At 65.3% G+C, this 13,146-nt stretch carries 13 protein-coding genes; 5 read left to right on the top strand and 8 right to left on the bottom strand.

Annotation, left to right across the window (positions count from 1 at the left end; genetic code table 11):
* Positions 1-724: 724 nt before the first annotated feature.
* The 8 genes from AC4D12_RS10670 to rpmH all read right to left on the bottom strand — a co-directional run bounded on the left by AC4D12_RS10670 (position 725) and on the right by rpmH (position 6,720).
* Positions 725-1,804, bottom strand: coding sequence for a ParB/RepB/Spo0J family partition protein (locus tag AC4D12_RS10670; protein WP_490950130.1), 1,080 nt, complete (start codon positions 1,802-1,804; stop codon positions 725-727).
* 529 nt (positions 1,805-2,333) lie between these two features.
* Positions 2,334-3,221, bottom strand: a complete 888-nt coding sequence (locus AC4D12_RS10665; RefSeq protein ID WP_490950129.1) for a ParA family protein — start codon at positions 3,219-3,221, stop codon at positions 2,334-2,336.
* A gap of 303 nt (positions 3,222-3,524) precedes the next feature.
* The gene (gene rsmG, locus AC4D12_RS10660; RefSeq protein ID WP_490949894.1) at positions 3,525-4,196 is read right to left on the bottom strand and encodes a 16S rRNA (guanine(527)-N(7))-methyltransferase RsmG; all 672 of its coding nucleotides are present in this window, start codon (positions 4,194-4,196) and stop codon (positions 3,525-3,527) included.
* On the bottom strand, positions 4,189-4,812 hold the full coding sequence (locus AC4D12_RS10655; protein WP_490949893.1) for a Jag family protein: 624 nt from the start codon (positions 4,810-4,812) through the stop codon (positions 4,189-4,191). The genes rsmG and AC4D12_RS10655 overlap by 8 nt, the downstream gene beginning before the upstream one ends.
* Positions 4,809-5,771: a membrane protein insertase YidC gene (gene yidC, locus AC4D12_RS10650; protein WP_490949892.1), complete on the bottom strand. Its 963-nt coding sequence runs from the start codon at positions 5,769-5,771 to the stop codon at positions 4,809-4,811. The genes AC4D12_RS10655 and yidC overlap by 4 nt, the downstream gene beginning before the upstream one ends.
* Before the next feature lie 14 nt (positions 5,772-5,785).
* The gene (yidD, locus tag AC4D12_RS10645) at positions 5,786-6,109 is read right to left on the bottom strand and encodes a membrane protein insertion efficiency factor YidD (RefSeq protein ID WP_490950128.1); all 324 of its coding nucleotides are present in this window, start codon (positions 6,107-6,109) and stop codon (positions 5,786-5,788) included.
* A 23-nt stretch (positions 6,110-6,132) separates the two neighbouring features.
* Positions 6,133-6,513 (bottom strand): ribonuclease P protein component, encoded by a 381-nt coding sequence (rnpA, locus tag AC4D12_RS10640; protein WP_490949891.1) that lies wholly within the window; start codon positions 6,511-6,513, stop codon positions 6,133-6,135.
* A gap of 69 nt (positions 6,514-6,582) precedes the next feature.
* Entirely contained in the window at positions 6,583-6,720 is a 138-nt protein-coding gene (gene rpmH / locus AC4D12_RS10635; protein ID WP_022892375.1) for a 50S ribosomal protein L34, read from the bottom strand.
* A 463-nt stretch (positions 6,721-7,183) separates the two neighbouring features.
* Between rpmH and dnaA the strand changes: the two genes are divergently transcribed.
* The 5 genes from dnaA (at position 7,184) to AC4D12_RS10610 (ending at position 13,034) form a co-directional block, all read left to right on the top strand.
* Entirely contained in the window at positions 7,184-8,596 is a 1,413-nt protein-coding gene (gene dnaA / locus AC4D12_RS10630; protein ID WP_490949890.1) for a chromosomal replication initiator protein DnaA, read from the top strand.
* Positions 8,597-9,070: 474 nt separating this feature from the next.
* A complete protein-coding gene (dnaN, locus tag AC4D12_RS10625; protein WP_490949889.1) occupies positions 9,071-10,195 on the top strand; it encodes a DNA polymerase III subunit beta in 1,125 nt (374 codons plus the stop codon).
* Positions 10,196-10,257: 62 nt separating this feature from the next.
* Positions 10,258-11,163 (top strand): phosphogluconate dehydrogenase (NAD(+)-dependent, decarboxylating), encoded by a 906-nt coding sequence (gene gnd, locus AC4D12_RS10620; RefSeq protein WP_490949888.1) that lies wholly within the window; start codon positions 10,258-10,260, stop codon positions 11,161-11,163.
* Between the two features lie 10 nt (positions 11,164-11,173).
* Entirely contained in the window at positions 11,174-12,433 is a 1,260-nt protein-coding gene (gene recF, locus AC4D12_RS10615; RefSeq protein ID WP_490949887.1) for a DNA replication/repair protein RecF, read from the top strand.
* On the top strand, positions 12,426-13,034 hold the full coding sequence (locus AC4D12_RS10610; RefSeq protein ID WP_490949886.1) for a DciA family protein: 609 nt from the start codon (positions 12,426-12,428) through the stop codon (positions 13,032-13,034). The genes recF and AC4D12_RS10610 overlap by 8 nt, the downstream gene beginning before the upstream one ends.
* Positions 13,035-13,146 lie beyond the last annotated feature (112 nt).

Raw genomic sequence — 13,146 nt, 5'->3', positions numbered from 1 at the left:
TCGTCGCCCAATGGTACGCGAAGGGTGCCAGCGGCGGTGCGAGTGCAACCAGTCGGCCGACGAAGCGTTCAACAGCTCCTCGGGATAGGCACCGGGAACCGGTCATACTTTGATCGGAGGCAGCTAGGAAAGGTAGGAGTCGGTCGTCCCACCGGCTGCCAGGCACTTTTGAGCGCCTGCGAACGCCGAGCAATTACCCCGACCGCCGAAGGCTAACACCTTGGCGACGACCTTCTCGCGTCAGAAAGAATGTTCGAGCGGCCTGCCCTGTAGGAGGCATCTGTGCTTGTTTCACGTGACACAGATCGATTGTGTGCAGTTCTGCGGTGCATAACGGCCGCTCAGCAGGCCCTCACCGTCGATCCGAGGTCGACCCCGCAGCGCCACAGGAGTGGGCCCAAGGCATCCGCCCACTCGATCTGCCAACGGTTCCACGCGATCACGACAGCGCGATGTGGGGCACACCCGCGGTACCGGTGTACCAGCCACCAGCACCGATTGGGGTCCCATAGAACAGGGCGCTCCACGCTGACACTCATCGCTATGGCCCTCGATCGCGTCTCCGACTCGCAGATCCCTCCGACGGGGCGCACAACGTTCCACGTGAAACGGGGATCAATGCCAGTCAGACTCCAGACGTGCGCATCGACAAGCCGCGCGGTATAGAGCCCCCGGCGCGGGTCAGCTGTACCGTTGCGCACTGAGGGCGCAACCCGTTCAGGCTCTATTGATCGGGCGAAGGGGCGAGGACACCGACGATCCGGTTGAGGTCATCGACGCTTGCGAATTCGATACTGACCCGACCTTTTTTGGCGCCGAGAGTAATCTTGACGTTGGTATCAAGGCGGTCCGAGAGCGACGTGGCGAGATAATCCAACCTCTCGTGCCTGGCCCCATCACGCGGTGTGTTTGCCCTGGTCGCTCTCCGCAATCCGCCGCTCAGCGCAACGATCTCCTCGGTGGAGCGAACGGACAACCCCTCAGCGACGATTCGCTGGGCAAGCTTCTCCATCTCCGCCGCGTCCTCCAGACCGAGCAGGGCCCTGGCATGACCGGCTGAGAGTACGCCCGCGGCAAGCCGCCGCTGTACGAGCGGGGGGAGTTTCATGAGGCGCAGCGTGTTCGAGATCTGGGGGCGAGAGCGACCGAGCCGTCCTGCGAGCTCATCATGGGAGCACCCGAAATCATCGAGGAGCTGTTGGTAGGCAGCAGCCTCTTCGAGTGGATTCAGAGCGCTACGGTGGAGGTTCTCGAGAAGCGCATCGCGCAGGAGGTCGTCATCGAGCGTCGACCGGATGATCGCGGGAACGGTCTCCTTACGGGCTTCACGCGATGCCCGCCACCGACGCTCACCCATGACCAGTTCATATGTTGCGTCGCCGCCTTCTTGGGAGGGTCGAACGACGATCGGCTGCAGGACACCGATCTCCCTGATGGAATGCACCAGTTCGGCGAGCTCATCCTCATCGAATTCCACTCGGGGCTGCTTGCGGTTCGGGTGGATGTCATCCAGGCGCAGATCGGCGAAGGTGACACCGGGTACCTCCACCAAACCCTCGTCGCTGCGTGACTGTACAGGATCGAGCACTTCCCCGGACGGCGCAATGCCCTGATCGGCAGTTTCACGTGAAACGGTCCGGCCAAATTCCGCCGCTGCGACCTCTTCGCCGCTCTCCGCCCCGGCCGCTGATGACAGAGCCGAGTCGGCCGTCATCGAGCTCTCGGGCGATGAAGCACCTTCTGCACCGGACGTGACGACAGACGTCGACGTGTCGCTCTCACGATACTCACCATCGAGAGACACCGACGCTGATCGAGGGTGCTCGGTCTCCGACGAGTGGTCCTGCCGCTCGGCACCGCCCGAAGTCGTCGACCCCGCAGCTGGTGCGACTTCCTCTGTCGTTTCCCGCCCTACCGTCTGTCGCGAGGCCGTCGTCTTCCTACCCGATGTCTTCGCAACCCTTTTGGTTTGCGCGTCGAGGACGTTCTTGTTGATCCCACTCCGCAGGGCCGATGAATAGGACCGTGGCTGGTCGACCACATCCTCCTCCGTCACGCGCTCGAAGAAGAGGTCGGCCGGACGTCCCGACTGCTTCTTCTGAGTCGCGGATTCGCGTCCCGACGGGCGGTCGTCACGCCTGGGCGAAGCCTCCTCAACGGGTACTGCAGGCGCGGGGGCCTCGTGAGCAGCCTCCGCCGGTCCGCTGGGAATGAGAGCTCCCAGTCCCCGTCCGAGACCGCGTCGCTTCTCTACCATGTTGTTCCTTCCGGGGGCGGAACCCTGCTCCGTCCCTCTACTACTCTTCGCCCGGCTGACCGGATACGACGTTGGCCTAGGAGCGGGATGCGATTTCTGCGGCGGCTTCCTGGTAGGAGAGCGCCCCGCTCGACGACGGATCGTACGTCATCACGGTCTGCTGGTAACTGGGAGCCTCGGAGATCCTCACAGAACGGGGAACCACCGCCTTGAGCACCTGCTTCGGGAAGTGCTCGCGCACCTCCGCGGCAACCTGGGCCGCGAGGTTGGTCCTGCCGTCGTACATCGTCAGGAGGATCGTGGACACCGAGAGGTCGGCATTCAGATGCTTCTGGATCATCTCGATGTTCTTGAGGAGCTGGCTCAGGCCTTCCAGGGCGTAGTACTCGCACTGGATGGGTATGAGTACCTCTTGAGCAGCAACGAAAGCGTTGACGGTGAGGAGCCCGAGACTGGGCGGGCAGTCGATGAACACGTAATCGAGCCTCTGTTCGCCCCGCTGCTCCCTCTCCTTGGCGTAGACGTCGATCGCCCTGCGGAGTCGCTGTTCCCGAGCCACGAGGGACACGAGTTCGATCTCCGCGCCTGCGAGATGGATAGTGGCCGGCGCAACGATGAGGTTCGGCACATCGGGGCATGGGGCGACGACGTCGGCGAGGGGAACATCGTCGATCAGCACGTCGTAGATCGAATCGACGTCGGCGTGGTGATCGATGTTGAGAGCCGTGGACGCGTTGCCCTGTGGGTCGATGTCGATGACCAGGACCTGCAGACCGGCCGTTGCCAGGGCGGCGGCGATATTGACGGTGGTCGTCGTCTTCCCGACGCCACCCTTCTGGTTGCTGATCGTCATGATCCGGGTGTGCTGTGGCCTCGGTAGCTGCTTGCCCTGCAGCTTCTCACGGCGTCTGGTCTCGCTGGCTAGCTCCCTACCGAGGGGTGAGGATTCGTCCATCGCCTCCATGACGCTCTTTCCCTTGTTCGCGGGCCGCGCCACGGGTGTCTCAACTGCCACTACCCGTACCTCCGGCGCTGTGACGCCTGTATTGGCCGGATCGGTGAACACTCCGGGCTGAATCTCGCGAAGGCCGACGGCCAGTGAAGCAGCGTTACTCAGCCTCGAGCCGGCCGCCACGACGGATCCGTCCTTGATGGTCACTGTCGGAACTCACTCTCACATGCTGGTCGACGTTCGTCCTAAGCCTAGCCGCAGGACGTCGGGTCCTCGATCGCCGAACGGCCGAGCCGAACTGTCAGACACGACCGATCATCGTGCCCGGAGGGGGATACGGACCACCGTGGTCGGCTCCTCGAGAAGTGCGCCGCCGACCTGAAGGATCTCAGGCGTACCTCCACCGAGCTTCCTGATCTGCTTGCGAGCCTTCTCCACCTCGTCGGCCGCGCTCCGACCCTTGATTGCGAGTACCTCGCCGCCGGCCGTCGCGAGGGGAAGAGTCCATCCCGCGAGTGTCGAGAGAGCGGAAACGGCCCGAGCCGTCACGTACCGGCCGCTCACGGTACCGATGACCTGCTCTGCACGTGCACGATGCACGGTGACGTTCACCAACCCGAGCTCGGCGACCACCTCGTTCAACCAGGTCACCCGCCGCTCCAGGGGCTCCACGAGATGCAGTTCCAGATCAGGTCGCGCAATCGCGATGGCGAGCCCCGGGAGCCCGGCTCCACTCCCTACATCGACCACAGAGGAGTGCTGATCCATCAGCTCTCCGACGACGGCACAGTTGAGCACGTGCCGCCCCCACAGACGCGGCACCTCGCGCGGACCGAGCAGCCCTCGCTCGATCCCGCTCGTGGCAAGGTGCTCGACGAAGCCATGGGCCAGTCCGACACGTTCGCCGAACACCGATGCCGCTGCATCGGTCTCGGACGCTGTCAGCGGGGGTACGACGACGTCAGGGCGCGTGACGTCGTCAGTCATCGCCCGGGGAGACGACGATGTGCCGGGCTTGACCCTCACCCTCGGACTCGCTGACGAATCCGAGATCAGCGACGACGTCGTGGACGATCTTCCGCTCGTAGGCGGACATCGGGGGAAGGGCGATCTCCTCGCCCGTCTCCTTGACCTTCGCGACGGCGTCCTCGGCCACCTTCGTCAATTCCTTACCGCGCTGGTTCCGGTACCCGTCGACATCGAGCACGAGCCGGGACCGCGTCTCCGTCGCCGTCAGGACACTCAGCCGTGTCAGTTCCTGCAGTGCCTCGAGGACTTCGCCGTCCTCTCCGACGAGGGCGTCGAGGCCCGTGTCGGGCCTGCCCTCCGAGACGATGGAGATGTACGTCCGGCCGCTGCGCACCTCGATGTCGATGTCACCGTCGATGTCCGCGATGTCGAGGAGCTCCTCGAGGTAGTCGGCCGCGACGTCGCCCTCCTCATCCAGACGGGCAGCCTTGCCACTCCCGGTCGACTCCTGATCCGATGCGCCGCCCTCGGCGTCGTCGAGTACGCCTTCGGGCGCATCGTCAGGTCCGCCGACCGTGGGCTCGACCTCGGTGTCGGGCGCCTCGGGAACCTGCTCTTCGTTGTCCACGGTCATCGCTTCTTCCTCTTCTTCCGCTGGGGCTGTACCCGCTGCACCCTGGGCTCGGGAACGGTCTCGACCACGGGCTCCGGCTTCCGCTCACCGAGCAGGGGCACCATGGGCAGGCCCTTCTTGGCGCGACGCTCGGCGAGGGCCTTCGCGGCGGGCGAACCCGGCGTGGGCATCCGACGGATCACGTAGAACTGCTGCACCATCGTCCAGACGTTCGTCGTCGTCCAGTACACGAGCACGCCGATCGGGAAGTTGATGCCACCGATGCCGAAAACCAGCGGGAGGATGTAGAGCATGATCTTCTGCTGACGCATGAAGGGGCTCTGCATCGCCTCCTCGGACATGTTCTTCGCCATGATCTGCTTCTGCGTGATGAACTGCGAAGCGGTCATGGCGATGATCATCACGACCGAGAGGATGATCACGCTGATGTTGCCGTTGGCGCCGAAGCTGCCGAGGAACGTCGAGGAGAGCGGGGCGCCGAAGATCGTGGCGGCATCGAACTGGCGCACCGACTCCGGCGAGAGCGCACCGATCTCGGTGCCCTCCTCGCTGGCCCGGGAGATCCCGTTGAGCACGGTGAAGAGCGCGAAGAAGAACGGCATCTGGATCAGGATGGGAAGGCACGCGGCGAAGGGGTTGGTGCCGTGCTTCTTGTACAGGGCCATCTGCTCCTGCGTCATGGCCTGGCGCGAGAGCTGGTCCGTCTTGCCCTTGTACTTCTGCTGCAGCTTCCGCAGATCCGGCTGCAGGGCCTGCATGCCGCGCTGCGCCTTGATCTGCTTGACGAAGACGGGGATCAGGGCGGCACGGATGACCACGACGAGACCGACGATCGACAGCACCCAGGTCCACCCCGATGCCGGATCCATGCCGAGAAAGGTGAACCCCTCGTGGAACATGAACATGATCCACGACACGAGCCACCTGAACGGCGCCAGGATCGTCTCAAAAAAACCCATAATCAGTTAGCTCCTCAAGCCGCCGGGCGGCTCTCGTCATCGGCGGGGATCACCGGGTGGTTCAACACAACAATCGACGGGACCTTCCCCTCCGGGAAGGTCCTGGAACCGGGCGGTACGTGATCCACGCCGCCGTCGTTCCAGGGGTGGCAGCGAGCCACCCTGCGCGAAGCCAGCCAGCTCCCGCGCGCGAAACCGTGCACGGTCACCGCCTCGAGGGCGTAGGCGGAGCAGCTCGGGTAGAACCGGCACACCTGCCCGTAGAGCGGCGAGACGACCTTCCGGTACGAGACCAGGAGACCGATCACGAGGAGGCGAGGCAACCCGACAAGGAACATCAGCGCGCCCACGACCACCCTCCTCACGATACTCTGCCCGGTTGCTGGGGAGCGGGCGCCCGCTCGAGCTTCCGCAGGACCGCTTCGGCTCCCGCACCGACATCGCGGTGGAGCGCCTCGTAGTCACTGTCCGCCGCTGCCGGCAGAGCCCGCACGACGACGTCGAACCCGGTGGGGTGGGCCGCGACCCATTCGGCGGCGATATGACGCAGCCTCCGTTTAACGAGGTTCCGCATCACCGCGTTCCCCACGTTCTTCCCCACGATGAACCCGACGCGTGAGGCGCCCGGCCCCGAGGTCCTGACCCCGTATAGCACGACGTTCCGGCGCCCAGACCGGGCACCGGAACGTACGGTTCGTGCAAACTCCGCTGCTGTCCGTACCCGATGATCCTTGGGGAGCACGATCACTCACCGTCGATTCATGAGGGGGACCCGGAGCCACCGCGTGGTTGCACGGAGCGGTGGAGGGGATTACGCCGAGAGTTCGGTGCGGCCCTTGCCCCGTCGCGCTGACAGGATGGCACGGCCGGCACGGGTGCGCATGCGAAGACGGAAACCGTGCTTCTTGGCGCGACGGCGGTTATTCGGCTGAAAAGTCCGCTTGCTCACTGTAGTTACTCCAGAACGATCTTGAGATGCGTCCGGCCCATTGCAACAAGGGGGAAGAACAGACTGACGCGATGAAGGTGTACATCCGACATTCGCTGAAGTAGCTGTCACCTCCCGAGGCCTCTTAGTACCCGGGAAACCAGTGATGGCATGCGAAATGCAGACATGTTGGACTACATCACGTTAGGGGACACAGCCGAGGAGCGTCAAACCAGCCGTCGACGCGAGCGGCGCGCCGTGCTGTCTACAGCCTGTGGACAACTCGTCCAGCAGACACAGTACAGGTACCCCGGAACGCTGTTCCCGAACACTCCGATCGGCGCCTCGGAGGCGCGCCAGCGCGGTATCTTCTGCCATCTGCATCCTCTACTCTTGGCTCTGGTCCGCTTATCCACGACATGTGTACAAGTCTGTGGATGGTGGGCCTTTTCCGAGTGCGGCCTGAACGGCAAAAGGGGTTTTCGTGGGAACAGATGAGGTCAACGACGTCGGGAGCTCCTGGCGCAAGGTCATCAGGACCCTCGAACAGGACGAACGCGTGACGCCGCGGCAGCGGGGCTTCATGGTCCTCGCGCAGGCCCAGGGACTGATCGGCACCACCATGCTCATCGCGGTACCCAACGAGCTCACGCGTGAGGTACTGCAGACACAGTTGAAAGGTGTGCTCGACGAGGCGTTGAGGGACGTCTTCCGCCAGGACATCCAGTGTGCCTTCGTCATCGATCCGGATCTGACGCCGGTCGTCGAGGAGGTTCCGGACCAGGAACCGATCGCGGTGGTGACCGAGCCGAGGGGTGAGACGAAACCCTCACCCACGCCTCCGAGCAACTCCCACGAGTTCGGGCGCCTCAATCCGAAGTACATCTTCGACACCTTCGTCATCGGCTCCTCGAACCGCTTCGCCCACGCGGCCGCCGTCGCCGTCGCCGAGGCCCCCGCGAAGGCCTACAACCCCCTCTTCATCTACGGCGACTCCGGTCTCGGCAAGACGCACCTCCTCCACGCCATCGGACACTATGCACGGCACCTCTACACGGGTATCCGGGTGCGCTACGTGAACTCCGAGGAGTTCACCAACGACTTCATCAACTCGATCCGCGACGACGAGGGGTCGAGCTTCAAGCAGACCTACCGCAACGTCGACATCCTGCTGATCGACGACATCCAGTTCCTCTCCGGCAAGGACAGGACGATGGAGGAGTTCTTCCACACCTTCAACGCGCTGCACAACCACAACAAGCAGGTGGTCATCACCTCCGACATGCCGCCCAAGCAGCTCATCGGGTTCGAGGAGCGGATGCGGTCGCGCTTCGAGTGGGGTCTGCTGACGGACATCCAGCCCCCGGAGCTCGAGACGCGCATCGCGATCCTCCGGAAGAAGGCGATCAGCGACAGCCTGAGCGCTCCCGACGACGTCCTCGAGTACATCGCCTCGAAGATCGCCACCAACATCCGCGAGCTCGAGGGCGCCCTCATCCGCGTGACCGCCTTCGCGAGCCTCAACCGGCAGACGGTCGACGTGAACCTGGCCGAGATCGTCCTGAAGGACCTCATCTCCGACGACGGCGCACAGGAGATCACCTCGACCGTGATCATGGCGCAGACCGCCGACTACTTCCAGATCAGCATGGAGGAGCTCTGCAGCAAGTCACGCACGCGCACGCTCGTGACGGCTCGTCAGATCGCCATGTACCTCTGCCGGGAACTGACGGACATGTCGCTGCCGAAGATCGGACAGGAACTCGGAGGTCGCGACCACACCACGGTGATCCACGCGGACCGGAAGATCCGGGAGCTGATGGCGGAGCGCAGGGCGATCTTCAACCAGGTGACGGAACTGACCAACCGCATCAAACACAAGCAGCGCGAAGGCTGAACCGGACCGTGACCGCCGGACGCCCCTGGAGTTCAATTAACAGGTGTGGACAGAGGTGTGGATAACCAGGGCCCCTAGGCGGGTCAACCTGAGGACAACTACCCATCGGGCTGTGGATCCCCGGAATCACAAGGATTTGATGCACAGGACGGTCCGTCGGCCGGTCGTCCGGACCCACACCTTCTCCACAGGGCAGATCGCCGTCGATCCGTGAACGAGGAGGGTTATCCACAGAATCCACAGGGGTTATTAACACTACGAACCTTAAATTCAAAAGGTTCTTCACATAACACTTCGCGTTCCGTTCGACCCTCGCCCGGCGCCCTCCAGGCCCTCCGGCCCTCGCGCTACCGGGCCGGGCCGGCACCCAGTAGGGTGGGAGCTCCCGGGGCCTGTGAGCCTCTTGACCCCACGCACCGAATCATCCGCCGGCCTCTCGTCGGTGGCTGTTTTTTTGAAAGGCGGCACTCTTCCGTGAAATTCAGAGTCGAACGGGATGTCCTGGCCGAGGCTGTCTCCTGGACTGCTCGGTCACTGTCGCCGCGTCCGCCGGTGCCGGTTCTCGCGGGACTGCTCATCAAGGCCGAGGCAGGGATGCTGAGTCTCGCGAGTTTCGACTACGAGATCTCCGCACGTCTCGAGATCGCCGCCGATGTCGCCGAGGAAGGCACCATCCTCGTCTCGGGGCGTCTGCTCGCCGACATCTGCAGGAGCCTCCCGTCCGCACCCGTCGAGGTGGTCACCGACGGCTCGAAGGTCACACTCACCTGCCGCAACAGCCGCTTCAACCTCGCCACGATGCCCGAGGGCGAGTACCCGGAGTTGCCGAAGCTTCCCGCTGTCAGTGGAGTCGTCGACGGTGACGCCTTCGCCCAGGCGGTCTCGCAGGTGATCATCGCCGCCAGCAGGGACGACACCCTCCCGATCCTCACGGGCGTGCGGATGGAGATCGAGGACGATCTCATCACCCTCCTCGCGACGGACCGGTACCGGCTCGCGCTCCGCGAGGTCAGCTGGAAGCCCACGACGCCCGGGATCTCCACCAGTGCACTCGTCAAGGCCAAGACCCTCAACGAGGTCGCCAAGACCCTCGGCGGCGCAGGGGACCTGAACATCGCGTTCTCCGACGATTCGGAACTGATCGGCTTCGAATCGGGTGGACGTCGCACCACGTCGCTGCTCGTCGACGGCGACTACCCCAAGATCCGGTCCCTGTTCCCCGAGAAGACCCCGATCCACGCGACGGTGCAGACGAGCACCCTCGTGGAAGCCGTGCGGCGTGTGTCCCTGGTCGCGGAGCGGAACACCCCCGTGCGGCTGGCATTCGCCGAGGGGCAGTTGACCCTCGACGCCGGTACCGGCGAGGACGCACAGGCCTCCGAGGCCATCGAGGCCACGCTCGACGGCGACGACATCACGGTCGCCTTCAACCCGCACTACCTCAGCGAGGGCCTCGGCGCCTTCAGCAGCCCGTTCGTGCGCTTCTCGTTCACGTCCCCGCCGAAGCCCGCCGTCATGTCCGCGCAGCAGGAAGCGGCCGGCGAGGATTCCGAGGACTACCGGTACCTGCTGATGCCGGTCCGGCTGCCAAACCAGTAATCGCCCAGCACCACCCACGCAGTACCCGGTACACCGCCCACGACGTCAGGAAGAAGATCCCCATGCACATCGGCCTCATCGGACTCGGCAAGATGGGTTTCAACATGAGGGAACGGCTCCGGAAGAGCGGCATCGAGGTCACGGGCTTCGATCGCAATCCGGAGCGGACGGACGTCCCCGACCTCGCAGGGCTCGTGGCAGCACTTCCCGCCCCGCGCATCATCTGGGTCATGGTGCCTGCCGGGCAGGTCACCGATGCCGTGATCAAGGATCTCGCCGGGTTGCTCACGGAGGGCGACCTCGTGATCGACGGTGGTAATTCGAAGTTCACGGACGACCAGATCCACGCGACCCTGCTGGCACAGAAGGGCGTCCGGTTCCTCGACTGCGGCGTCTCGGGTGGCGTGTGGGGGCTCGAGAACGGCTACGGGTTGATGGCTGGCGGGAGCGCGGAGGACGTCGAACGCGCCATGCCGATCTTCGACGCCCTGCGTCCGGAGGGCGAGCGCGCCGAGAGCTTCGTCCACGTGGGCGACATCGGTGCCGGTCACTACGCCAAGATGGTCCACAACGGCATCGAGTACGGACTCATGCAGTCCTACGCGGAAGGCTACGAGCTCCTCGAGGCGAAGGACATCGTCAAGGACGTCCATGGGACGTTCGCCGCCTGGCAGAAGGGCACGGTGGTGCGGTCCTGGCTGCTCGACCTCCTCGTGAAGGCACTCCAGGAGGATCCCGGCCTGTCGAAGATCGCCGGATACGTCGAGGACTCCGGTGAAGGCCGGTGGACCGTCGAGGAAGCAATCGCCAACAGCGTCCCGGCACCGGCGATCACCGCAGCGCTCTTCGCCCGGTTCACATCGCGCCAGGATGATGCGCCTGCCATGAAGATGGTCGCCGCCCTTCGCAACCAGTTCGGTGGGCACGCGGTCAAGCCGGCCCAGTCGGCACCGCCGACGCCGGAGTGAGTGGGGTGTCGTGTACGTCGAACACCTGTCCCTGACGGGGTTCAGGAGCTACGGACACCTCGACACCGAGCTGCACCCCGGCATCACGGTCTTCATCGGCCCCAACGGTGTGGGGAAGACCAACATCGTCGAGGCCATCGGCTACCTGGCCACGTTGACCTCCCACCGTGTGTCCACGGACCGCCCGCTCATCTCCTTCGACGCCGAAACGGCAATCATCAGGGGAAAGTTGGTGCGCGGCACCCAGCGCACGAGCGTCGAGGTGGAGATCAACGCCGACGCCGCGAACCGCGCCAGGATCAATCGGGCGAACCCGGTACGAGCCCGCGACGCCGCGGGCATCCTGAAGACGGTGCTCTTCGCGCCCGAGGACCTCGCGCTGGTCAAGGGTGATCCGTCCGGACGGCGCCGCTACCTCGACGACGTCCTCGTGTCACTGCTGCCCCACCAGTCGGCGCTCCGTGCCGACTACGAACGCGTTCTGAAGCAGCGCAACGCCCTCCTGAAGTCGGCGCGCTCAGCAGGACGATTCTCGACGGCGCACGAGGCGACGCTCGACGTCTGGGATCAGCATTTGGCCGAGGCCGGCTCGCGCCTGCTGTTCGCGCGGCTCGAGCTCGTGGACCGCCTCAGCCCGCTGGTGGCTCGCGCGTACACGGAGCTGACCGACGGATCCAAGAAGGCGGGGCTCACCTACGTCTCCTCGGTCTCCGCCGGTGTGGACCCGTCCGCGGAGGACGACGGCGTGGTCAACAGCATGGTCGGTTCGACGGTCGCGACCCAGGATGTCCTCCGCGGAGCGGACGTCGGGGCCCTCACCGAGCTGTTCCTACAAGCGCTGCTGCGCCACCGCAAGAAGGAGCTGGAACGCGGGATCTCCCTCGTGGGGCCCCACCGCGACGAACTCGCACTCCTGCTCGGGCAGGCTCCCGCCAAGGGCTACGCCTCCCACGGTGAGACGTGGTCCATGGCGCTGGCCCTCCGCCTCGCCTCGTACTATCTGCTCGTGGAGGAGGACCGCACACCCGGCGGGGATCCCGTGCTGATCCTCGACGACGTGTTCGCCGAGCTCGACACGCAGCGCCGCGCGCGGCTGGCAGGGATCGTGGCTTCGGCGGAGCAGGTGCTGGTCACCGCGGCCGTCGCGGACGACATCCCTGCTGCGCTCCAGGGGCGACACCTGCGTGTGGTCCCCGGAGGGATCGAGGTGTCGTCGGAGGCCGCCGACGGTACGGTGCCGCTTCCTGTCGTCGAGGATGCGCATGGCTGACCGGCAGGGCGGGGACATACCGCGGCCGGACGGCCGGAAGGAGACGTTCGAGACCGGCGTTGTGGACGGGACAGGTGAAACGGAGGCGGACGGTGAGCCCGACGAGCCGGAGCGGGACGGGCCACAGGCGCTCCTGAATCGGCTGCGCAGCGCGTCCCAGGCGAGGGGGACGCCGCGCGAGAAGGGGCCGAAGCGGCCCTCCGGCCCGGCACGACGACGGCACACCCCCGACCCCGTTTACGGCGGGCGCGATCCCGAGGGTGTGGGGAACGTCTTCACACGGATGCTCGCGGAGCGCGGGTGGAAGTCGCCGGTGGCCATCGGGTCGGTGCTGACGCGCTGGCACGAGATCGTCGGGGCCGACATCGCGGCGCACTGCGTCCCGGAGAGCTTCGACGCCGACACCGTTCTGGTGCGCTGCGACTCGACGGCCTGGGCCACGCAGCTGCGGCTCATTGCGCCTCAGGTGCTGCAGCGTTTCGAGGCGGAACTGGGTCCGGGCGTCGTGAAGAAGCTGTCCGTGATCGGTCCCGCAGCGCCCAGCTGGCGGAAGGGTGGCCGAACAGTGAAAGGGCGCGGCCCGCGCGACACCTACGGGTGAGCCGAGGCCCGGTCCCAAGACCGGGGGACGGACCGCGGCGGGATCACCGCTGCAGCCGAGGACCGATCGCCGCTGGGAGCCCGTCAGCGCCGTCGAGGGGTAGCTCGGCGTA

This window comes from Arthrobacter sp. TJ-266 (assembly GCF_058269115.1).
This window is presented reverse-complemented; position numbering and strand designations above follow the sequence as displayed.